Origin of the sequence: Streptomyces shaanxiensis (assembly GCF_039537145.1) — a bacterium.
GTDB classification, from domain to species: Bacteria; Actinomycetota; Actinomycetes; order Streptomycetales; family Streptomycetaceae; genus Streptomyces; species Streptomyces shaanxiensis.
Genome location: NZ_BAAAZY010000009.1, coordinates 92,186 through 113,955 on the forward strand (window position 1 = coordinate 92,186; position 21,770 = coordinate 113,955).

Genomic DNA, 21,770 nt, shown 5'->3' on the forward strand with positions numbered 1-21,770 from the left:
GGTGGGACGTGCAACTGACCCCGCACGAGCAAGAGAGGCTGCTCATCCACGTGGCGGCCGACGTCGCCGAGAAGCGCCGGGCCCGTGGCCTCAAGCTGAACCACCCCGAGGCGATCGCCCTCATCACGTCGCACATCCTCGAGGGCGCCCGTGACGGCCGTACGGTCGCCGAGCTCATGTCCTCCGGGCGCAAGCTGCTCACCCGGGACGACGTCATGGAGGGCATCCCCGAGATGATCCACGACGTCCAGGTCGAGGCGACCTTCCCGGACGGCACCAAGCTCGTCACCGTCCACGACCCGATCGTCTGAGGTGGCCTCGATGATCCCCGGAGAGATCCTGTTCGCCGACGGCCCGATCGCCTACAACGAGGGCCGCGAGGTCACCCGGCTGACCGTCCTCAACGCCGCCGACCGGCCCGTCCAGGTCGGCTCCCACTACCACTTCGCCGAGGCCAACCCCGGTCTGGACTTCGACCGCGGCGCCGCGCGCGGCAAGCGGCTCAACATCGCCGCCGGCACCGCCGTGCGCTTCGAGCCCGGGATCCCCGTCGACGTCGAACTCGTCCCGCTCACCGGCGCCCGTGTGGTGCCCGGACTGCGCGGGGAGACCGGAGGTGCCCTCGATGCCTGAGATCTCCCGTGCCGCGTACGCCGACCTGTTCGGCCCGACGACCGGTGACCGCATCCGGCTCGCCGACACCGAGCTGCTGGTCGAGATCGAGGAGGACCGTTCCGGCGGTCCCGGGCTCGCCGGTGACGAGGCCGTGTTCGGCGGCGGCAAGGTCATCCGCGAGTCCATGGGCCAGTCCCGTGCTACGCGCGCAGACGGCACCCCCGACACGGTGATCACCGGCGTCGTGATCATCGACCACTGGGGCATCGTCAAGGCCGACGTCGGCATCCGCGACGGCCGGATCACCGGCATCGGCAAGGCGGGCAACCCCGACACGATGGACGGGGTGCACCCGGACCTCGTCATCGGCCCCGAGACCGAGATCATCGCGGGCAACGGGCGGATCCTCACGGCCGGCGCCATCGACGCGCACGTCCACTTCATCTGTCCCCAGATCGCCGACGAGGCGCTCGCCGCTGGCGTCACCACCCTCATCGGCGGTGGCACCGGACCCGCCGAGGGCTCCAAGGCGACCACCGTCACGCCCGGACCCTGGCACCTGGCCCGGATGCTGGAGGCGATGGAGGCCCACCCCGTCAACTTCGGTCTGCTGGGCAAGGGCAACACCGTCTCCCACGAGGCGATGCTCTCCCAGATCCGCGGTGGCGCGCTCGGCCTCAAGCTGCACGAGGACTGGGGCTCCACCCCGGCCGTCATCGACGCCTCGCTGACCGTCGCCGACCGGACCGGCATCCAGATCGCGATCCACACGGACACGCTGAACGAGGCGGGCTTCGTCGGCGACACGCTGGCCGCGATCGCGGGCCGGGGCATCCACGCGTACCACACCGAGGGCGCGGGCGGCGGCCACGCGCCGGACATCATGACCGTCGTCTCCGAGCCGCACGTGCTGCCCAGCTCGACCAACCCGACGCGGCCGTTCACCGTCAACACCGCCGAGGAACACCTCGACATGCTGATGGTGTGCCACCACCTCAACGCGGCCGTACCCGAGGACCTCGCCTTCGCCGAGTCGCGGATCCGGCCGTCGACCATCGGGGCCGAGGACATACTGCACGACCTGGGCGCGATCTCGATCATCTCGTCCGACGCGCAGGCCATGGGACGCGTCGGCGAGGTCATCATGCGGACCTGGCAGACCGCCCATGTGATGAAGGGGCGGCGGGGCGCGCTGCCCGGGGACGGGCGGGCCGACAACCTGCGGGTGCGGCGGTACGTGTCCAAGTACACGATCAACCCCGCACTCGCGCAGGGCCTCGACGCCGAGATCGGCTCCGTGGAGACCGGCAAGCTCGCCGACCTGGTGCTGTGGGAGCCGGCGTTCTTCGGCGTCAAGCCGCACCTCGTCATCAAGGGCGGGCAGATCGCGTACGCGCAGATGGGCGACGCCAACGCGTCCATCCCGACCCCGCAGCCGGTCCTGCCCCGGCCGATGTTCGGCGCGATCGGGCGGGCGCCGGCCGCGAACTCGGTCAACTTCGTGGCGTCGCTCGCCATCGAGGACGGGTTGCCGGAGCGGCTCCAGCTGGGGAAGCGGTTCGTGGCCATCGAGTCGACGCGTGGGGTCACCAAGGCCGACATGCGTCAGAACGACGCGCGGCCCGAGGTGCGGGTCGACCCCGACAGCTTCGCCGTGCACATCGACGGTGAGCTGGTGGAGGCCACTCCTGCGGCCGAACTGCCCATGGCTCAGCGGTACTTCCTCTTCTGATGGCTGGTGTCTGATGTCGCGGGCAGCACTTCTCGTCCTCGCCGACGGCCGCTTCCCCGCCGGGGGCCATGCGCACTCCGGGGGCGCGGAGGCGGCCGTCAAGGCCGGGCGGATCACCGGGGCCGCGAGCCTGGAGGACTTCTGCCGGGGGCGGTTGCACACGGCGGGGCTGGTCGCGGCCTCGCTTGCGGCGGCCGCAGCGCTCGGGGTCGATGTGGTGGCCCTGGACGAGGCCGCCGATGCCCGCACGCCCTCGCCCGCGTTGCGTACGGCGGCTCGGAAGCTCGGGCGGCAGCTGATGCGTGCGGCGCGGGCGACCTGGCCGTCCGAGGAACTCGACGCCGTGGCAAGGGAGTTCCCCAAGGGGGCGCACCAGCCGGTTGTGCTCGGGGTGGCGGCTCGAGCGGCCGGACTGGGGGCGGTCGACGCCGCGTACTGTGCGGCGTACGAGAGTGTGAGCGGGTCGGCGAGTGCGACGGTGCGGTTGTTGAGTCTTGATCCCTTCGACGCCACGGCCGTGCTGGCCCGGTTGGCGCCGGAGATGGACCGGGTCGCGGATCGGGCGGTGGAGGCGGCTCGGCGGGTGGTCGATGACGGGGTCGACGCGTTGCCTGCGGCTTCTGCTCCGTTGCTGGAGATCGGGGCGGAGGTGCATGCGGCTTGGCCGGTACGTCTGTTCGCGTCCTGAGTGTCCTCGCCCCCGCCGCCCTTACCCGTTCCCGTCCCCAGGGGCTCCGCCCCTTCGACCCCGCTGGGGGCTGCGCCCCCAGACCCCCGCTTCGGCCCCGAAAGGGCCTTGTCCTCAAACGCCGGACGGGCTGAGTTGTACGGACCGGCGCCGCAAGCCGAGCCCCCACATCGTCGGTCCACTTATGAGAAGGAGCCGCCCCATGCACCTCGACCACTCCCACGACGGCCCCTCCGCCGTCAGCGCCGACGCCCACCGTCCCGACGGCTCGCGCCGCGCCCTGCGTATCGGTCTCGGCGGGCCCGTCGGGTCCGGTAAGACCGCCACCGTTGCCGCGCTCTGCCGGGCGCTGCGGGACGAGTTGTCCCTCGCCGTCGTCACGAACGACATCTACACGCGCGAGGACGCCGAGTTCCTGCTGCGGGAGGCCGTGCTGCCGCCCGAGCGGATCACGGCCGTGGAGACCGGGGCCTGTCCGCACACCGCGATCCGGGACGACATCTCGGCGAACCTCGAAGCCGTCGAGGATCTGGAGGACGCGGTCGGGCCCCTGGAACTCATCCTCGTGGAGTCCGGCGGGGACAATCTCACCGCCACCTTCTCCAAGGGGCTCGTCGACGCGCAGATCTTCGTGATCGACGTGGCAGGGGGCGACGACATTCCGAGGAAGGGCGGGCCCGGTGTGACGACCGCCGACCTGCTCGTCGTCAACAAGACGGACCTCGCTCCGTACGTCGGCTCGGACCTCGCGCGGATGGCGGCGGACGCCAAGGCGCAGCGGGCCGAACTGCCGGTGGTGTTCCAGTCGTTGAGGAGCGAGCCCGGCGTGACGGACGTCGCCGAGTGGGTGCGGGCGCAGCTTGCCGCGTGGGCGGCATGACGGCCGTGGCGGGCGGGGTACGGGCACTCGCGCGGATCGTCGCCCGGGAGGACGGGCGGGGCGGTACGTCGCTGCCCGTGCTCGACGGTGAGGGGCCGCTCGCGCTCCGGCGGACTCGGGCGTTCGGCGCCGAGGCCCGGGTCGTGGTCGTCGGTGCGATGAGCGGGCCGCTCGGCGGGGATCACTTCACCGTCGAGGCCGATGTGGAGACCGGCGCCCGGCTGCACGTCGGGTCGGCGGCCGCCACCATCGCGCTGCCGGGGCAGGCCAAGGGCGAGGCCCGGTACGACGTGCGGCTGTCCGTGGCCGACGGTGGTGAACTGCGCTGGCTGCCCGAGCAGTTGATCTCCGCCCGCGGCAGCGATCTGCACGTCACGACCCGCGTCGACGTCGGTGCGACGGGGCGGCTCGTCCTGCGTGAGGAGCAGGTGCTCGGGCGGGTGGGGGAGGAGCCCGGGCGGCTGAGCAGTCGGATCCGGGTGGGTGTCGCGGGGCGGGTGGTTCTTGATCAGGAGCTGGCCTGCGGGCCCGGTGCGCCGGGCGGCTGGGACGGTCCCGCCGGGGTCGGCGGGTGTCGCGCCGTCGGGCAACTCGTCGTCGTACGGCCGGAGTTCGCGGATGCTCCGGTGGCGGCCCGGGTGCTGGGGGACCACGCCGCCGTGCTGCCCCTCGCCGGGCCGGCCGCCCTGGTGAGTGCCGTGGCGGCCGACGCGCTGCGGCTGCGCAGGCTGCTCGACGAGGCGCTGGAGGCGCTCGACTCCCTCGGCTGAGCGCCCCCTCGCGGGCGGGTACCGGCTCGTCAGCGGATGGGCAGTCGCGGGAACCTGCGCTCCTTCTCCGCCTTGGCCTTGGCGGCGGCGGTCTGCTCGGCCTTGGCCACGGCCGCGTACTGGTCGACGTACTCCTGCTCGGACAGGGACAGGATCGCGTACATGATCTCGTCGGTCACCGCGCGCAGGATCGCCTTCTCGTTCTCCATGCCGGCGTAGCGGGAGAAGTCGAGGGGCTTGCCGAAGCGGATCGTCACCGGGTGGACGTTCGGGATGATCTTGCCCGGAGGCTGCGCCTCGAACGTGCCGATCATCGCGCAGGGGATGACTGGGACCTCGGCCCTGAGGGCCATCACCGCGACGCCGACCTTGCCCTTGTAGAGGCGGCCGTCGTGCGAGCGGGTGCCCTCGGGGTAGATGCCGAGGAGCTCGTCCTTGCTCAGGACGCCGAGGCCCTCGCGGATCGCGGCCTGGCCCGCCTCCTTGCCGGTGCGGTCGACCGGGATCTGGCCGGCACTGCGGAAGAAGGCCGCGGTCAGGCGCCCCTTGAGGCCGGGGCCCGTGAAGTACTCCTTCTTCGCGAGGAAGGTGATGCGCCGCTTGAGTATCGCCGGCATCAGGAAGTGGTCGGAGAACGACAGGTGGTTGCCGGCGACGATGGCCGCGCCCGTGGCCGGTACGTGCTCAAGGCCTTCGATGCGAGGCCGGAAGACCAGTCTCAGGAGAGGTCCCAACAATACGTATTTCAGTACGTAGTAGAACAAAGGGGGCGCTCCTCACTCGGGGGGATCAGCTCGGGCCGCCGCGTTCTGGCAGGTCAACCAGCGTGCCGTGGGGGTGTCAGTGTAGGCGCAGGGTTGACGGGCCGGAACCGGGTCGGGTCGGACGGATGCCGACCAATGGCGATTTTCCTGACTGGATGTCAGGAAGCGGCCGGGCGGCGGCGCTTGCGGATGGGGAGGACCGCCGGACCAGCCTGGTGTCAGCGGTCGGTGTGCGGCAACCGGATGGCGTGGTTTGGCGTGATCGCTGCCACCGGGTGGCAGGCGGCCCGTTCTTGCGGGAGCCCGTCGCCTCTGCTCGGCCGCCGCGGCGGCACGCGTCACAGCCGTACGCATCACAGCCGCACGATGATCAGCGCCGTGTCGTCGGTCGCGCCGCCGGGCGGCAGCAGTTCCAGCAGCACGGCGTCGGCGAGGGTCTCGGGGTCGGCCGTGCGATGGCGGACGAGGGACTCCGCGAGCCTGCTCAGACCGGTGTCGATGTCCTCTCGACGGCGCTCGATCAGGCCGTCCGTGTACAGCGCGAGGGTGGCTCCGTCGGCGTACGTCGTCGCGGCCTGAGGTCTCGGGATCGGGTCGGGTCGGGCGTCCAGGGGTGTGTCGGTGGCCTTGTCGAGGAACTCCACGCGGCCGTCGGCGTGGACCAGCACCGGCGGCGGGTGGCCCGCGCTGCTGTAGGCGATGGTGCGGTCGTCGAAGTCGATGAACGTGGTGACCGCGGTGGCCGACTCCGCGCCGTCGACCACATGGGCGTACCGTCCGAGGACGTCGAGCGCCTGGGCGGGGCCGTCGGCCACGCGGGAGGAGGCGCTGAGCGCGCTGCGCAGCTGGCCCATGACGCCGGCCGCCGCGAGACCGTGGCCGACCACGTCGCCCACGGACACGCCGATGCGGTTGCCGCCCACCAGGTCGATCAGGTCGTACCAGTCGCCGCACACGTTCAGCGAGCCGACCGCGGGCCGGTAGCGCACCGCCGCCCGGTGGTTGCCCACCTGCCGTCGGGCGGGCAGCATCGCCTCCTGCAGGGCCAGGGCCACCTCGCGCTCGCGGGCGTGGGCCTGCCGCAGCCGGTCGTTGACCTCCTGCAGTTCGCGGGCGCGTGTGTACAGCTCGGCCTCCAGCACCCGCGCCCGGCTGTCACTGCCCGCGCCGCCGCGCAGCCGGATGAGCTCGGTGACCTCCTCCACCCGGTGCAGCACGAACTCCACTTTCCCGTCGGGCCCGCGGACGGGCGCGTTGATCGGGCTCCAGTAGCGCTCCTCCCACTGGCCGGGGCGCATGGGGTCCTCGACGTCGTAGCGCTGCAGCGCCATCGTGTCGCGTTCGCCGGTGGCCACCACGCGCAGCATCGACGCCCGGACGTCGCGCATGCCGGTCGCCGTCGGATCGTTGGGGTTCTCGGGGAAGACGTCGAAGATGTACCGGCCCACCAGCTGGTCGCGGGTGCGCCCGGACAGGCGCTGGAAGTCCTCGTTGGCGTCGGCGTAGAGCAGCTCCGAGGTCAGCAGCGCCACCATGCCGGGCAGGGCCTGGAACACCGCCTCGTAGTCGATCGCCGTCTCTTTCATGGCTCCCGCCTCACCACCGGGACCTCACCAGTTTCCCACGCCGTGCGGCGCATGTACCGATGTACTACATCCATACCGATACGGCAGCTCAGGGCAGCGGATCCGTCAGGGACTGCTCGGCCCAGATGATCTTCCCCTCGGGCACGAACCGCGTGCCCCACTGCTGGGTGAACTGGGAGACCAGCAGCAGCCCGCGCCCGCCCTCGTCGGTGGTCCGCGGGTGACGCAGATGCGGGGCGGTGGCGCCGCCGTCGTAGACCTCGCAGAACAGCGCCCGCTCCCGGATCAGGCGCAGCCGGATGGGGCCGGCGGCGTACCGGATGGCGTTGGTGACCAGCTCGCTGACCACCAGCTCCGTCGTGAACACCAACTCCTCGAGCCCCCACTCGGACAGCTGCCGGGCGGCCGTCTTACGGGCGTCGGCGACGGCGGCCGGGTCCGCGGGCAGGTCCCAGTCGGCGACCTGCTCGGTGCCCAGGAGCCGGGTGCGGGCCATCAGCAGGGCCACGTCGTCGTACGGCCGGTCCGGGACCAGCGCGTCGACCACGGTCCGGCACTGTCCGTCGAGCGAGGCCGCGCCCTGCTCCAGCGCCTGCCGCAGCCGGGCCCGGTCCGCGTCCAGGGCCCAGGCGTCCCCGCCGGCCAGCAGCCCGTCGGTGTGCAGGGCGAGCGTGCTGCCCGCCGCCAGGGCCAGCTCCACCGACTCGAAGGGGGGACCGCCGACGCCGAGCGGCGGGCCCTGCGGCAGATCGACGAAGGTGACGCTGCCGTCGGGCATGATCACGGCAGGTGCCGGATGGCCCGCGGCCGCCATGGTGCACGTCCCGTCGACCGGGTCGTAGACGACGTACACGCACCCCGCCCCCACGGACTGCGTGCTGTCGGCCTCCTCCCCGCCCGGCTCGACGCCCTCCTCGCGGGCCGACCGCGCGACCAGGTCGTCCAGATGGGCCAGCACCTCGTCCGGCGGCAGATCCAGCGCGGCGAGTGTCCGTACGGCCATGCGCAGCCGCCCCATCGCCGCGGCGGCGCTGATGCCGTGCCCGGGCACCTCGCCCACCACCAGGGCGACGCGGGCCCCCGACAACGGGATGACGTCGTACCAGTCGCCGCCGAGGCCGGTCAGCTCGTCGGCCGGCCGGTAGCAGGCGGCCACCTCGAGCGCGTCCTGCTCGGGCAGCCGGTGCGGCAGCAGGCTGCGCTGCAGGACCAGGGCGGCGTCGCGTTCGCGGGTGTAGCGGCGGGCGTTGTCGACACAGACGGCGGCGCGGGAGACGAGGTCCTCGGCCAGGTTCAGGTCGTCCTCCTCGAACGGCTCCTGGCGGTGGCCGCGGAAGAACGTGGTGACGCCCAGGGTGACGCCCCGTGCCCGGATCGGCACGATCATCACGCTGTGCAGACCCAGTTCCAGGAAGATCGCGGCCTGGCCGCCGCGCGCGTGCTTGGCCCAGGCCTCGCCGAGCGGATCGAGCCTCTCCTTGCGCCAGGACTTGCCCGTCCTCAGGGAGCGGATCGGAGGCGACTCCGCCGGATAGGCGGCCACCTCGCCGATGCCGACGACGGTCACCGGCACGCTCCCGTCGACCGACTGGTGTCCCGCCCGGCGCAGCGGCACCGGTTCCGTGTCGCTCAACGGCCCGGGCGCGGGCTCGCCGCCCCGCAGCACCGACTCCAGCAGGTCCACCGTGACGATGTCGGCGAGTCCCGGTACCGCCACGTCCGCCAGCTCCTGGGCGGTGCGGGTGATGTCGAGGGTGCGGCCGATGCGCTCGCCGGCCCGGTCGAGCAGGGCCAGGCGCTGCCGGGCGCGGTGCCGCTCGGAGATGTCCTCCACCGTGTAGTACACGCCGGTGGGGTGGCCGTGGCCGTCGTCGAGCCGGGTGAACGACATCATGTGCGCGGTCTCGCGCAGCGGGGCGGAGCGGGCGTGGCCCACGTGCTCGTAGCCGACGATCGGGTCGCCGGTCGCCAGGACCTGGCGCATCTGTGCCTCGATGGACTGGGCGTCCAGGCCGGGCTGGATGTCCGCGAGCCGCATCCCGAGCCGATGGGGCGGCGGGCCGCCGCCGAACTGGGCGAGGGCCCGGTTCGACCAGACGTAGCGCAGTTCCGTGTCCACGATCGCTATGCCCACGGGGGAGCGGGCGACCATCTGCTCCAGGGTGTCGCGGCTCATGTCCCAGCCGTGGGCGTCCCCGAGCGCGGACAGGAGCACGAGCCAGCGCGAGGGGCCCTGGGCGTCGAGGGCCGACGTGATCCGCACCATCAGCCTGACGGGCGCGCCGCCCTTGTGCACCGCCGTGAGCAGCCCCGCCCAGCCGCCCTCCTCGCGGCATCGCTCGATCAGCTCCGGAAGCCGCCCGGCGTCCTCCGCGTCGAACAGCTCGCCGACGTGCTTTCCCACCGCCTCGGAGGCCACGTACGCCAACAGCCGCTGCGCGTCCCTGGTCCACCCCGTCACCAGACCCTGCGCGTCGAGCAGCAGAGGCGCGGCGTCCGCCACGTCGAACCCCTGCCTGGCTACGCCCTGCTCCTCGTGTGTGCCCACGGCCGACCTCTCTGTCGCTGAGAGCGGTCTACCACCTCTTGTCCCCATCTTCACCCTTCCGGTCAACGCCGCCTCTTTGTGGGGGGCCGGGTGGGGGCGGGGAGCGGGGGAGCGGAGGGCCGGAGAGGGGGCGGGGGAGCGGCGCGGGGTGCGGGAACGTGCGTGGTAGATGCGGGGGCGGTGGTGATGGAGGGGCGAGGAGGGAGGTGGTGGGCCGGGGGTGGAGGGGCTCCGGGGGCGGAGAGAGAAATGGCGGAAACAGGAGGGCCGTGCCGGTGTGCGCCGGTGCGCTTGCCGGCATCGGGCAGCCCGGCCCCGATGGTTCGGGAGCCGGGCTGTAGGGCTCTTGTGTCAGGCCGGGGCCGTTACGTCAGGACCCTCTGCAGCGCCTCCAGCGCCCCCTCCAGTTCCTCCGACGTGATCGTCAGGGGCGGCGCCAGGCGGATCGTGGAGCCGTGGGTGTCCTTGACCAGGACTCCCTCGCGCAGGAGGCGTTGGCTGATCTCGCGGCCCGTGCCGACCGCCGGGTCGATGTCGACGCCCGCCCACAGGCCCCGCGCCCGGAAGCCGACGACGCCCTTGCCGAGCAGGGCCGACAGGCCGCCCCGCAGGACCACGCCCAGCTCGGCCGCGCGGCGCTGGAACTCGCCCGTCTCCAGGAGGTCGACCACGGCCGTGCCGACTGCCGCGGACAGCGGGTTGCCGCCGAAGGTCGACCCGTGCTCGCCCGGCCGCAGGACGCCGAGCACATCGCGTCGGGCCACCACCGCCGACACCGGGACGATGCCGCCGCCCAGCGCCTTGCCGAGGAGCAGTACGTCCGGGACGACCCCCTCGTGCTCGACGGCGAGCGTACGGCCCGTGCGACCGAGGCCCGACTGGATCTCGTCCGCGATGAACAGGCAGCCCTTGCGGCGGGTCAGCTCGCGCACCCCGGTCAGATAGCCCTCGTCGGGGATGACGACCCCGGCCTCGCCCTGGATCGGCTCCAGCAGCACCGCCGCCGTCGTCTCGTCGACCGCCGCCTCCAGCGCCGCCAGGTCGTTGTACGGCACGATCCGGAAGCCGGGTGTGAAGGGGCCGAAGCCCTGCCGCGCGCTCTCGTCCGTCGAGAAGCTGACGATCGTCGTCGTCCGGCCGTGGAAGTTCTCCGCGGCGACCACGATCGTCGCCTGGTCGGCCGGGACGCCCTTCACCTCGTACGCCCACTTGCGGGCCACCTTGATGCCGCTCTCCACCGCCTCGGCGCCCGTGTTCATCGGCAGCACCATGTCGAGGCCCGTCAACGCCGCCAGCCGCTCGGCGAACTCGGCGAGGCGGTCGTTGTGGAACGCGCGGGAGGTCAGGGTCAGGCGGTCCAGCTGGCGATGGGCCGCCTCGATCAGCGCCGGGTGGCGATGGCCGAAGTTCAGGGCCGAGTAACCGGCCAGCATGTCCAGGTACCGGCGGCCCTCCACGTCCTCCACCCACGTGCCCTCGGCACGGGCGACGACCACGGGCAGCGGGTGGTAGTTGTGCGCGACGACCGGTTCCTCGGCGCGGATCAGGTCGGCGGACGAGCGGGTGGTGACGGGAGCGGTCATCAGCGGATCTCCTGGGTGCAGCACTTGATGCCGCCGCCGGCCTTGCGGAACTCCGACAGGTCGACGGGGACGGGGACATAGCCGCGGTCGGCGAGGGCGGAGGAGAGGGCCTCGGCCTGGGGCGCGATGAAGACGTTGCGGCCGTCGGACACGGAGTTCAGACCGAACGCCATCGCGTCGTCCCGGGTCGCGAGCACCGCGTCCGGGTACAGCCGCCCGAGCACCTCACGGCTGCCCGGCGAGAAGGCCTCCGGGTAGTACGCGATGTTGTCGTCGTCGAGGACGAACAGCGCTGTGTCCAGGTGGTAGAACCGCGGATCCACCAGGGTCAGGCTGATCACCGGGTGCCCGAAGAACTCCTGCACCTCGCGATGCGCCTCGCGGGTGGTACGGAAACCGGTGCCGGCCAGGACGTACCGGCCCGTCCAGACCAGGTCGCCCTCGCCCTCGCACACCGACTCGGGGCGGTACACGTCGTAGCCCGCCGCCTTGAACCAGGTGTCGTAGTGCGTGGACTCGGGGCGCCGCTCCGGCGCGTGGAAGAGGGAGCCGAAGACACGGCCGCCCACGACGACCGCCGAGTTCGCGGCGAAGACCATGTCGGGCAGGCCGGGAGCGGGCTCCACCGCGTCGACGGTGTGGCCGTGGTCCCGGTAGGCGCGGATCAGCCGCTGCCACTGCTCCCGGGCCAGGTCCACGTCGACGGGTGCGTCGGGACGCATCCAGGGGTTGATCGCGTACTGCACGGCGAAATGTCTGGGTTCGCAGACGAGATACCGCCGCCGGCGCGGCACACGGGTGTCGGACACAGAGGGGTTCCTCCGCTTCCTGCGAGTGTCGACTGAGGGTTGACACAAAGGTAGAAAGCGCCGGAGACGAGCGACAAGGAACAAATATTGCGCGCCCGCGCAGGAATGCTGCGAATTTTCCTGGATGAACGCAGTACCGCTGCGCGCCGCGAGGTTTACTCCGGCGCGGGCTGGGTTGCGCCCGCCTCGGGACTCTCCGGGAGCAGATGGGACAGCACCATGACGCTGATCGTCTTGCGGATGAACGGCTCGACGCGGATCCGCTCCAGCACCTCCTCGAAGTGCTCCACGTCCCGCGCCCGCACGTGCAGCAGCGCGTCCGCGCCCCCGGTCACCGTCATCGCCGCGGTGATCTCCGGATGGTTGCGGACCACCTCCGCGAGCCGCCGCGGCGGCGCCGCGCCCTCGCAGTACACCTCGACGTACGCCTCCGTGCGCCAGCCCAGTGCCGACGGCTTGACCGTGGCGGTGAACCCGGTGATCACACCCGTGTCGCGCAGCCGGTCCACCCGCCGCTTGACCGCCGTCGAGGACAGCCCGACGGCCGTACCGATCTCGGCGAAGCTCGTCCTGGCGTTCGCCATCAACGCGGTGATGATCTTCCGGTCGAGCTCGTCGAACGGCGAGGTCCTGCTCTCCATGGCGGCACTGTATCCAGCGGGAACGCACAGACGTCGGCACGTGTGCAGGCGTACGAATTGCTCCTACACTCCGGGTTCATGCTGCGTGCCCTGGCTGTCGACGACGAACGCCCTTCGCTGGAGGAGCTCCTCTACCTCCTGAACGCCGATCCCCGGATCGGCACCGCGGAGGGCGCCGGCGACGCGACCGAGGCGCTGCGCCGGATCAACCGCGCACTGGAGTCGGGGCCGGGCGGGCCCGAGGCGATCGACGTCGTCTTCCTCGACATCCACATGCCCGGCCTCGACGGCCTCGACCTGGCCCGGCTGCTCACCGGCTTCGCCAACCCGCCGCTCGTCGTGTTCGTCACCGCCCACGAGGACTTCGCCGTCCAGGCCTTCGACCTCAAGGCCGTCGACTACGTCCTCAAGCCCGTGCGCAAGGAGCGCCTGGCGGAGGCCGTCCGCCGGGCCGCCGAGCTCAGGGAGACCGCCGCCCCCCGCATCCCCGTGAGCGAGCCCGACCCCGACCACATACCCGTCGAGCTCGGCGGCGTGACCCGCTTCGTCTCCGTCGACGACATCACCCACGTCGTGGCCCAGGGCGACTACGCCCGCCTGCACACCGACAAGGGCAGCCACCTCATCCGTATCCCCCTGTCGACCCTGGAGGAGCGCTGGCGCTCCCGCGGCTTCGTCCGCATCCACCGCCGCCATCTCGTCGCCCTGCGCCACATCGGCGAACTCCGCCTGGACGCGGGCACCGTCAGCGTCATGGTCGGCTCCGAGGAACTCCAGGTCAGCCGCCGGCACGCGCGCGAGCTGCGCGACCTGCTCATGAGGAGGCCGTGACCATGCCCCAGAGCCCCGCCGACCGCCGCGTCGTCGTCACCGGCCCGCCCCGCCGGACCCGCCGGGTCTCCGGCTACTACCGCCCGCGCACCGAGATCGACGAGCAGACCACCCTCGGCCACACCTACGTCCGCTCCCTGATGCGCAGCCAACTCCGCGCCGCACTCACCGTGTTCGCGGTCCTCGGTCTGCTCATCGGCCCCCTGCCCCTGCTGTTCGCGGCCATGCCGAACGCCCGCGGCCTCGAATGGCTGGTGCTCGGTTTCGGCCTCTACGCCCCCCTGGTCCTCCTGGCCCGCTGGTACGTCCGGCGCGCGGAACGCAACGAGCGGGACTTCGTGCGCCTCGTCGAAGACCGCTGAGCCCGAGGAACGACGCCGCCGTGAACTCCAGCTACGCCGTCCCCGCCGTTGCCCTGGTCGTCCTGGCGACCATCCTGGTCGGCGCCTTCGGCCTGCGTATCTCCCGCACCACCTCCGACTTCTACGTCGCCTCCCGCACCGTCGGCCCCCGCCTCAACGCGGCCGCGATCAGCGGCGAGTACCTCTCCGCCGCCTCCTTCCTCGGCATCGCGGGCCTGGTCCTCGTCCAGGGCCCGGACATGCTCTGGTACCCGGTCGGCTACACCGCCGGATACCTCGTCCTGCTGCTGTTCGTCGCCGCCCCGCTGCGCCGCTCCGGCGCCTACACCCTCCCCGACTTCGCCGAGGCCCGTCTCTCCTCCCAAGCCGTACGGCGGCTCGCGGGCGCCTTCGTCGTCGGCACCGGCTGGCTGTATCTGCTGCCCCAACTCCAGGGCGCCGGACTGACGTTGACCGTGCTGACCGGGGCGCCCGACTCGCTCGGCGGGCTGATCGTCGCCGTCGTCGTGGTCGCCATCGTCGCCGCGGGCGGCATGCGCAGCATCACCTTCGTGCAGGCCTTCCAGTATTGGCTCAAACTCACCGCCCTGCTCGTCCCCGCCCTCTTCCTGATCCTCGCCTGGCAGGGCGACGACGCCCCTCGCCGCGCCTTCGACGAACCGGCCACCTTCCGTGAACAGAGCGTCGTCCGCGTCGACGGCACCCTCGACCTGAAGCTCGACCGGCCCCTGACGGTCACGGTCAGCGGCACGATCGACGGCCGTGACCACGAGGACAAGCAGCTCCGGCTCCCCGCCGGCACGCACCGCATCGACGGCGGCGCCCGCCTGACCTTCGCCAAGGGCGCCGAGGTCCCCGAACCCGACCACCGAGCGGGCGGCAGCCTGTCACCCTCGCAGGCCGAGAGCCGCGGCGAACGCCCGCTGTACGCCACGTACGGACTGATCCTGGCCACCTTCCTCGGCACCATGGGCCTGCCGCACGTCGTCGTCCGCTTCTACACCAGCCCGCACGGCGTCGCCGCCCGCCGCACCACCGTCGCCGTGCTCGGCCTGATCGGCGCCTTCTACCTGCTGCCGCCGGTCTACGGCGCCCTCGGCCGCCTCTACGCCCCCGAACTCACCCTCACCGGCGACGCGGACGCCGCCGTACTCCTCCTGCCCGACCGCATGATCGGCGGCCTGGGCGGCGACCTGCTCGGCGCGCTGGTCGCCGGGGGTGCCTTCGCCGCGTTCCTGTCCACGGCCTCGGGCCTGACCATGGCCGTCGCGGGCGTCCTCACCCAGGACGTGCTCCCGTCGCGCGGCGTACGGCACTTCCGGCTCGGCACGGTCCTCGCCATGGCCGTCCCGCTCGCCGCGAGCGTCCTGGTCGGCGGGCTGCCGGTCGCCGACGCGGTGGGCCTCGCCTTCGCCGTGTCGGCGTCCTCCTTCTGCCCGCTGCTCGTTCTCGGCATCTGGTGGCGCCGGCTGACCCCGCCCGGCGCGGCCGCCGGGATGCTGGTCGGCGGCGGCTCGGCGCTGCTCGCCGTCGCGGCGACCATGGCGGGCTTCCCGGGCTCCGGCACCCTGCACGCGCTGCTCGCCTGGCCCGCGCTCTGGTCGGTGCCGCTGGGCTTCCTCACCATGGTGCTGGTGTCCCTGGCCACGCCGGGCCGGGTGCCGCCCGGGACGGCGGCGATCCTGGCGCGGTTCCATCTGCCGGAGGAGCTGCGGGCGGAGGTGAAGGCATGAGCGGGACGCAGTGCCGGACGTCGGGTGGCGGTGGCGGACTCGGCGGACTCAGCGGGCTCGGTGCCGGACATCGGGTGGCGGTGACGTCATGAGCGGATTCATCGCGGGCCTGTGCGTGGCGATCCTCCCGCTGCTCGCCGCCGGCTTCTGGCTCGGCCGGCGCACCGCCCGCCCCCAGACCCTCGGCGGCCTCGGCACCCCCGTCGAGCACGCCACCTTCGAGACCCTGCACACCGCTTCCCTCGCCGCACCCCCGCTGCGCGCCGGCCTCACCGAGGAGACCGCCCGCAAGTCGGCCCGCAGGCTGCGCTCACTGCTGGGCACCGACGCGTTGTGCCTGACGGACGAGAAGGACGTCCTGGTCTGGGACGGGGTGGGCGGCCATCACCGTACGGAGATCATGGAACTCCTCGCCGGTCCCCTGGAGTCGGGCCGCGGCGAAGCCTTCCCGCTCACCTGTGAGACCCCCGACTGCCCCGTGCGCTGGGCGGTGGTCGCCCCGCTCACCGTCGACGACCGGGTCCACGGCGCGCTCGTCGCCTGCGCTCCCCGCGAGTCGGCGGTGCTCGTGCGGGCGGCCGGCGAGGTGGCCCGCTGGGTCTCCGTGCAGTTGGAGCTGGCCGACCTCGACCAGTCCCGCACCCGCCTGATCGAGGCCGAGATCAAGGCCCTGCGCGCCCAGATCTCCCCGCACTTCATCTTCAACTCGCTCGCGGTGATCGCCAGCTTCGTCCGCACCGACCCCGAACGTGCCCGCGAACTGCTCCTGGAGTTCGCCGACTTCACCCGCTACTCCTTCCGCAGGCACGGCGACTTCACCACCCTCGCCGACGAACTCCACGCCATCGACCACTACTTGGCACTCGTCCGGGCACGCTTCGGCGACCGCCTCTCCGTGACCCTCCAGATCGCCCCCGAGGTGCTCCCGGTCGCACTGCCCTTCCTCTGCCTGCAGCCGCTCGTCGAGAACGCCGTCAAGCACGGCCTGGAGGGCAAGGCCGGGTCCACCGCGGGCAAGAGCCACATCAGCATCACCGCACAGGACGCCGGCGCCGAGGCCCTCGTCGTCATCGAGGACGACGGCGCCGGCATGGACCCCGCCGTGCTGCGCCGCATCCTCGCCGGCGAGGTCAGCCCCTCGGGCGGCATCGGGCTGTCCAACGTCGACGACCGGCTCCGTCAGGTGTACGGCGACAACTACGGCCTCGTCATCGAGACCGCCGTGGGCGCGGGCATGAAGATCACCGCCCGGCTGCCGAAGTACCAGCCGGGCGTGCACTCCGCCGGGCGACTCACCCGGGAGTGAGGCTCAGGTGCCGCGGCTGACTACCAGCCCCAGCGTGATCAGCCCCAGCACCACCCACCCGAACCACAGCCAGCCATTGCTCCCGAGCGCCACCGTGTAGGCCGTCACCACGACGAGCCCACCGACGGTGACCACCCCCATCGCCTTCGTAGAACCGTCCGCAGAACCGGGCATCGCAACACCCTCCTAAGGTTCGTCCCCCTCCATGGTGCCCCCGTTCTGCTTCCGAACAGTGCAGACGACGAAATGAGTGCCCGTCTTCCAGGACCCCTGGCTCGTCCAGGAGCCCGCCGTGTACACGGACGGATCGAAGCCGTACTCGCGCGGCGGCACCTCCCGGGCGCACGCCGTGTCCGACTCGGTGCGCGCCTCGGTCAGCGTGACGTCGGCACCCAGTCGGGTGAACCCGAGCACCTGCTCGTCGTGCGGCCGGTCGCAGGAGGCCAGCCGGGCGTCCCGGTGCGAGCGGACATCCAGACAGTCGCGCCGCTGCATGGTCGCCGTGTCGGCGAAGGCCGCCCCGGTCTTCCGATGCTCGCCCAGCGGCCCGTACACCGGCCCGTTCGCGCCCAGCACCAGGCAGGCGGTGCGCCGCCCGGCCGCCTCGAACCCCGCCTCGGTCGGTACGACGGCGAAGCCGCGGACGTCCGCGAGCCTCCCGCGGATCTCCTCGGTCCGCTCCTCGCACGCGGCCGGCCCCTCCTCACGCGCCTCGGCGGCGGACGCGGCCGCGACGAACGCCATCACCTGACCGTCGGGCGCCTTCTCCCCGCAACTGGGATCCAGACTCAGCCGGGGCGTGCCCTGGAAGGCGGCCGCGCCGGGCCAGTCGGCGAGCACGCAGTCGCCGCTCTTCAGCGGATCGCGGAGTCCGACGGTGTCGCCGTACGGCCGCGCCGTCCCGTCGGTGCCCTCCGGCTGGGCCATGGCGTACCAGACACCGGCCCCCGCGAGCGCCAGCCCGAGGAGTCCGGCGAGAACCGCGTGGAGGATGCGGGGGCGGGTACGACGCCGCCCGCCGGGCCCCGGGCCGAAGCCCTGCGGCACACCGGGCTCGCCGGACGGCACACCGAAGCCGTGCGGGCGGCCGGGCTGCTCCGCTACGGAGCTCCAGCTCTGCCCGGACTGTCCGGACGGCCCGGACGGCCCGGACGGAGGACTGAAGCCCGACGCGGTGCCGAGCCGGTCGGACCCGGGCGGAGGGCTGAAGCCGGCGGCGTTGGGGTGGTCGGTTGGGGACAGGGGGCTGAAGCCTGCGGCGCTGGGCCGGGTGGTCGCGGGCGGGTGGCCGAACGACGTGGCGTCGGGCCGGTCGGTCGCGGGCCGGGGGCCGAACCCCGCCGCGGCGTCGGGCGCGGGTCCCGGTGGCGGTGCCGCCCCGCCCCAGTGCGGCTGCGAACCGAGGTCGGTCTGCGTCCGCGCGTACGCGTCGACCTCCGGTGTGACGATCCGCGACAGCGCCGCCTCCGCCTCCGCGGCCGGAATCCGCCGTGCCGGATCCTTCTCCAGCAGCGCCCGCAGGACGGGCCCCAGCGCACCGGCCCGCGCGGCCGCCCGGGGGTCCTCCATGACCACCGCGGTGAGTTCCGCGAGGTGCGACTCCCGGTCGAAGGGACCCCGTCCCTCGACGCCGTAGTACAGCGTGCACCCCAGCGAGAACAGATCGGTGGCCGGCGTCGGCGCCCCGCCCGTGACCCGCTCCGGCGCCAGATAGCCCGCCGTACCCACCAGCACCGACGCCAGCGTGTACCGCGTCTCCCCGGCGTCCGGCTGCACCGAGATGCCGTAGTCGGCGAGCAGCACCCGGCCGTACGGCGCCCCGGAGCGGTCCGGCGCGAGCAGGATGTTCGCCGGTTTCACGTCCCGGTGCATGACGCCCCGCTCGTGCCCCGCGGTCAGCGCGTCGAGCACGGCGACCCCGATGCGGGCGCACTCCGCGGGCGCCAGAGGACCGCGCTGGTCGACCAGGTCACGCAGGTTGACGGCACCTGCCACGTACTCCATGACGATCCACGGCAGCCCCTCGTGCTCCAGCACGTCGTGCACGGTCACCACATGCGGATGCCCGCGCAGCCCCGCCGCGTGCCGGGCCTCGGCCCGGGCACGGGCCACCCGGGCCTCACGCTCGTCGGCCTCGGCCGGGTCCCGGAACACGATCTCCTTGAGCGCGACCTCACAGGCGAGTCTGCGGTCGTGGGCGAGCCAGACATGGCCCATCCCGCCGCTGCCGAGCCGGTTCAGCAGCAGATAACGGCCGGCGATGACCCGGCCCACTCCCGACGTCGGTGATCCTGAAGGCATCCGGTGTCTCCCGGGTTCTGCGGGGGCGCTGCGTGGTCGCTAGACGGTCGTGCTCGCGGTGGGCGCGCCGGGCGAGGGTGCGCCGGTGGACGGCGGGTCGGTCGCCGGTTCGGTGGTGGCGGGCGCACTGGTCCCGGGCGGCGGCTCGCTGCTGGTGACCGGGGCGCTGGTCGGGGGCGAGCCGGTGGTCGGTGGGGGTGCGCCGGTCGTGGGTGGGGGTGGCGAGCTGGTGGTGGGGTCCTTGGTCGAGGGGGGTGGGGCGGAGCTGGGCGGCCGGTCGGAGGTGGGCGGTGCGGAGGAGGACGGCGGCGCGCTCGTGGGACCGGGGCTGGTGGGCCCGGAGCTGCTGGGACCGGCGCTTCCGGAGCCGGAGGACGAGGGCGGCGGGGTCGAGGTGGACGGCGGGGACGTCGACGGCTTCGAGTCCGACGGACCCGGCGTCGACTGGGACGTCCCCGGCGGAGTGGACGTCCCGTCGGACGAGCCCTCCGAGGTCCCCCCGGCCACGCTCAGCGTCACGTACTCCCCGAACCGCAGCTCGGTCCCGGCCGGCGGATCCGACGCCGTGACCTCGGCGCCGTCCGGCGGCAGCCCCCCGCCCTCGAAGGCGACCGCCAGCCCCTTGTCGGCCAGCGTCCGGCTCGCCTGCCCGAACGTCGCCCCGGCCAGGTTGGGCACCGCGCGCCGCTCACGCGTGTCGAACGTCGTGTCGTCCTTGCCCGTCGTGCCGACGGGACGGTTGATGCCCCGCTCCGGCTCCTCCACGTCGACGAGCGCGAGCCGCTCCACTGTCCGCGTGGCGGGCCGCACGGCGACGACGGACGCCTTCTCGTACCCCTTCCACTCCTCGTTGCGGTCGTCGAACTCGACCTTTATCCGGGTCGTGTCACCCTCGAAGGGCCGCAGCGGATTTCCGCACGAGCACTTCACGGCGGGAAGGCCTTCCGCATCGACGAGAATCGCGATTCCCGTCTGCAGCAACGCGTTGAAGGGGACGGCCTTTTCCTTCTTGTAGTCGTGATTCTTCACGAGAGTGTCGTGACGCAGGAGAACGGGTGTGAGGCGATCGAGATAACCGGGAATCTCGGCCGTGGTGATCGAGAGCGCGGTTGCCCACGCCTGTGCCTTCCGCTCATTGGCGGGATCGGTGAGAAACTCCCTGAGCCGTTCGACGTCACAGATGGTCGGCTGCTTCGACCCCCCGTACAGGCCAGGAGTGTCGCCCTGCTGCAGACCGCCGGGCGCCGTCTGCGCCCTGACCTGCTGGTCCCGGCCCAGCCCCTGGCTCTCGTCGAAGAAGGGCGCCAGCGACGGAACTCCCGAGGCGACGGCCCTCACCACGAACAACGGTGTGTCCCGATCGCATCCACTGAGCGCCAGAACGAACACCACAAGGACGGCGATCTTCCGAATCGCCGATTTCCCGGCCCTGCGTACGAACACACGAAGCGCCATTACCGCTCCCCCCGGTGCGGTTCCCCCGACGCGCTTCATGCTACTGAAAGGCGAAGCCTTTCGGTTTCCTCAGTTTCCGCGTGCGTTCAATGAGGCCAAATAGGCGTTGTACGCCTCGAGTTCCTTGTCGCCGTCCCGATCGGCGGCCCGGTCCTTGCGCCGGGCCTGGCGCTGCTCCGAGCGGTACCACTGGAACAACAGCGCGATCAGCACCAGCACGGACGGGATCTCGCTGAACGCCCAGGCGATACCGCCGGCCACGTTCTGGTCGGCGAGGGCCTCGATGCCGAGCGAGGCGGGCGGGTTCTTGAACGTCTCGACCATCGGCTCCGACGCCATCATCAGCGCGATACCGAAGAACGCGTGGAACGGCATACCGGCGAACAGTTCCAGCATCCGCATCAGATACCCGGGCCGATGCGGTCCGGGATCCACACCGATGATCGGCCAGAAGAACACGACGCCCACCGCGAGGAAGTGCACCATCATCGCGATGTGCCCCGTCTTGGAGCCCATCAGGAAGTCGAACAGCGGCGTGAAGTACAGCGCGTAGAGACTGGCGATGAACAGCGGGATGGTGAACGCCGGATGCGTGATGATCCGCATGTACCGGCTGTGCAGCAGAGCCAGCAACAACTCCCGCGGCCCCTTGCGCCCGCGCCCCGCCGGAGGCAGCGCGCGCAGCGCCAGCGTGACCGGAGCACCGAGCAGGATGAGGATCGGCGACAGCATGCTGATCACCATGTGCTGCACCATGTGCACACTGAACATGACCATGCCGTAGTCGTTGAGCGCGGTGCACATCATCAGCATCACGGACAGCACACCGACGACGTACGACACCGTCCGCCCCACGGGCCAGGAGTCCCCACGCCGCCGCAGCCGCACGACCCCCCACCCGTACAGCGCGAGCCCGACCAGGCAGGCGACGAGAAAGAACGGGTCGGCGGACCACTGAAGCCCCCGCCCCAGCGTGAACGGCGGCAAATCCATGATCATGCCGTGCCCGCTGTGATCCATCCGCCGGCTCCTGATTCGTGGGGGGTTGTGCTGTCTGTCCGCACCCAGACTAGAACTGCCCCCGGCCGAACCTTCGACCGGGGGCGGCTGCAGCACCCTCAGGGGCGCGGGGCCGTATCGATATGCGGCTCCGCCGCGCGGGCGCG

20 protein-coding genes are annotated in these 21,770 nt (G+C 72.2%); 10 read left to right on the plus strand and 10 right to left on the minus strand.

Annotated elements, in window-relative coordinates; translation table 11 throughout:
• Nucleotides 1-8 precede the first annotated feature (8 nt).
• From ABD932_RS13480 to ABD932_RS13505, 6 genes are all read left to right on the plus strand, one after another.
• Nucleotides 9-311, plus strand: a complete 303-nt coding sequence (locus tag ABD932_RS13480; RefSeq protein WP_020270782.1) for an urease subunit gamma — start codon at nt 9-11, stop codon at nt 309-311.
• 10 nt (nt 312-321) lie between these two features.
• Nucleotides 322-633 (plus strand): urease subunit beta, encoded by a 312-nt coding sequence (locus ABD932_RS13485; RefSeq protein ID WP_126389569.1) that lies wholly within the window; start codon nt 322-324, stop codon nt 631-633.
• Nucleotides 626-2,347: an urease subunit alpha gene (locus ABD932_RS13490; RefSeq protein ID WP_345012164.1), complete on the plus strand. Its 1,722-nt coding sequence runs from the start codon at nt 626-628 to the stop codon at nt 2,345-2,347. The genes ABD932_RS13485 and ABD932_RS13490 overlap by 8 nt, the downstream gene beginning before the upstream one ends.
• Nucleotides 2,348-2,360: 13 nt before the next feature.
• The gene (locus ABD932_RS13495; RefSeq protein WP_345012166.1) at nt 2,361-3,035 is read left to right on the plus strand and encodes an urease accessory protein UreF; all 675 of its coding nucleotides are present in this window, start codon (nt 2,361-2,363) and stop codon (nt 3,033-3,035) included.
• Nucleotides 3,036-3,237: 202 nt separating this feature from the next.
• On the plus strand, nt 3,238-3,915 hold the full coding sequence (gene ureG, locus ABD932_RS13500) for an urease accessory protein UreG (RefSeq protein WP_345012168.1): 678 nt from the start codon (nt 3,238-3,240) through the stop codon (nt 3,913-3,915).
• Nucleotides 3,912-4,685 carry an urease accessory protein UreD gene (locus tag ABD932_RS13505; RefSeq protein ID WP_345012170.1) on the plus strand — a complete coding sequence of 258 codons (774 nt, stop codon included), beginning with the start codon at nt 3,912-3,914 and terminating at the stop codon, nt 4,683-4,685. The genes ureG and ABD932_RS13505 overlap by 4 nt, the downstream gene beginning before the upstream one ends.
• Nucleotides 4,686-4,714: 29 nt before the next feature.
• Here the strand turns inward: ABD932_RS13505 and ABD932_RS13510 are convergent, their stop codons facing one another.
• The 6 genes from ABD932_RS13510 to ABD932_RS13535 form a co-directional block, all read right to left on the minus strand.
• Nucleotides 4,715-5,449 (minus strand): lysophospholipid acyltransferase family protein, encoded by a 735-nt coding sequence (locus tag ABD932_RS13510; RefSeq protein WP_345012172.1) that lies wholly within the window; start codon nt 5,447-5,449, stop codon nt 4,715-4,717.
• 353 nt (nt 5,450-5,802) lie between these two features.
• Nucleotides 5,803-7,035, minus strand: a complete 1,233-nt coding sequence (locus ABD932_RS13515; protein WP_345012174.1) for a PP2C family protein-serine/threonine phosphatase — start codon at nt 7,033-7,035, stop codon at nt 5,803-5,805.
• Between the two features lie 88 nt (nt 7,036-7,123).
• On the minus strand, nt 7,124-9,583 hold the full coding sequence (locus ABD932_RS13520; RefSeq protein ID WP_345012176.1) for a SpoIIE family protein phosphatase: 2,460 nt from the start codon (nt 9,581-9,583) through the stop codon (nt 7,124-7,126).
• Nucleotides 9,584-9,948: 365 nt separating this feature from the next.
• On the minus strand, nt 9,949-11,166 hold the full coding sequence (rocD, locus tag ABD932_RS13525; protein ID WP_345012178.1) for an ornithine--oxo-acid transaminase: 1,218 nt from the start codon (nt 11,164-11,166) through the stop codon (nt 9,949-9,951).
• Entirely contained in the window at nt 11,166-11,975 is an 810-nt protein-coding gene (gene ddaH / locus ABD932_RS13530; protein WP_345012180.1) for a dimethylargininase, read from the minus strand. Before ddaH ends, rocD begins: the two co-directional genes overlap by 1 nt.
• A gap of 155 nt (nt 11,976-12,130) precedes the next feature.
• Nucleotides 12,131-12,616 carry an Lrp/AsnC family transcriptional regulator gene (locus tag ABD932_RS13535; protein WP_345012182.1) on the minus strand — a complete coding sequence of 162 codons (486 nt, stop codon included), beginning with the start codon at nt 12,614-12,616 and terminating at the stop codon, nt 12,131-12,133.
• Between the two features lie 78 nt (nt 12,617-12,694).
• On the opposite strand from ABD932_RS13535, the gene ABD932_RS13540 reads away from it, so the two are divergent.
• The 4 genes from ABD932_RS13540 (at nt 12,695) to ABD932_RS13555 (ending at nt 16,848) form a co-directional block, all read left to right on the plus strand.
• The gene (locus ABD932_RS13540; RefSeq protein WP_126389538.1) at nt 12,695-13,447 is read left to right on the plus strand and encodes a LytR/AlgR family response regulator transcription factor; all 753 of its coding nucleotides are present in this window, start codon (nt 12,695-12,697) and stop codon (nt 13,445-13,447) included.
• Nucleotides 13,448-13,449: 2 nt separating this feature from the next.
• Entirely contained in the window at nt 13,450-13,809 is a 360-nt protein-coding gene (locus ABD932_RS13545; RefSeq protein WP_345012186.1) for a hypothetical protein, read from the plus strand.
• A 20-nt stretch (nt 13,810-13,829) separates the two neighbouring features.
• Nucleotides 13,830-15,542 carry a sodium/solute symporter gene (locus tag ABD932_RS13550; protein WP_345012188.1) on the plus strand — a complete coding sequence of 571 codons (1,713 nt, stop codon included), beginning with the start codon at nt 13,830-13,832 and terminating at the stop codon, nt 15,540-15,542.
• Nucleotides 15,543-15,630: 88 nt separating this feature from the next.
• Complete coding sequence (locus ABD932_RS13555; RefSeq protein ID WP_345012191.1) at nt 15,631-16,848, plus strand: sensor histidine kinase; 1,218 nt, start codon at nt 15,631-15,633, stop codon at nt 16,846-16,848.
• 3 nt (nt 16,849-16,851) lie between these two features.
• Here the strand turns inward: ABD932_RS13555 and ABD932_RS13560 are convergent, their stop codons facing one another.
• The 4 genes from ABD932_RS13560 to ABD932_RS13575 form a co-directional block, all read right to left on the minus strand.
• Nucleotides 16,852-17,022: a hypothetical protein gene (locus ABD932_RS13560; RefSeq protein WP_345012193.1), complete on the minus strand. Its 171-nt coding sequence runs from the start codon at nt 17,020-17,022 to the stop codon at nt 16,852-16,854.
• 12 nt (nt 17,023-17,034) lie between these two features.
• On the minus strand, nt 17,035-19,149 hold the full coding sequence (locus ABD932_RS13565; RefSeq protein ID WP_345012196.1) for a serine/threonine-protein kinase: 2,115 nt from the start codon (nt 19,147-19,149) through the stop codon (nt 17,035-17,037).
• Nucleotides 19,150-19,188: 39 nt separating this feature from the next.
• Nucleotides 19,189-20,490: a DUF6777 domain-containing protein gene (locus ABD932_RS13570; RefSeq protein ID WP_425587457.1), complete on the minus strand. Its 1,302-nt coding sequence runs from the start codon at nt 20,488-20,490 to the stop codon at nt 19,189-19,191.
• Between the two features lie 183 nt (nt 20,491-20,673).
• Complete coding sequence (locus tag ABD932_RS13575) at nt 20,674-21,624, minus strand: cytochrome c oxidase assembly protein (protein WP_345012201.1); 951 nt, start codon at nt 21,622-21,624, stop codon at nt 20,674-20,676.
• Nucleotides 21,625-21,770: the final 146 nt, after the last annotated feature.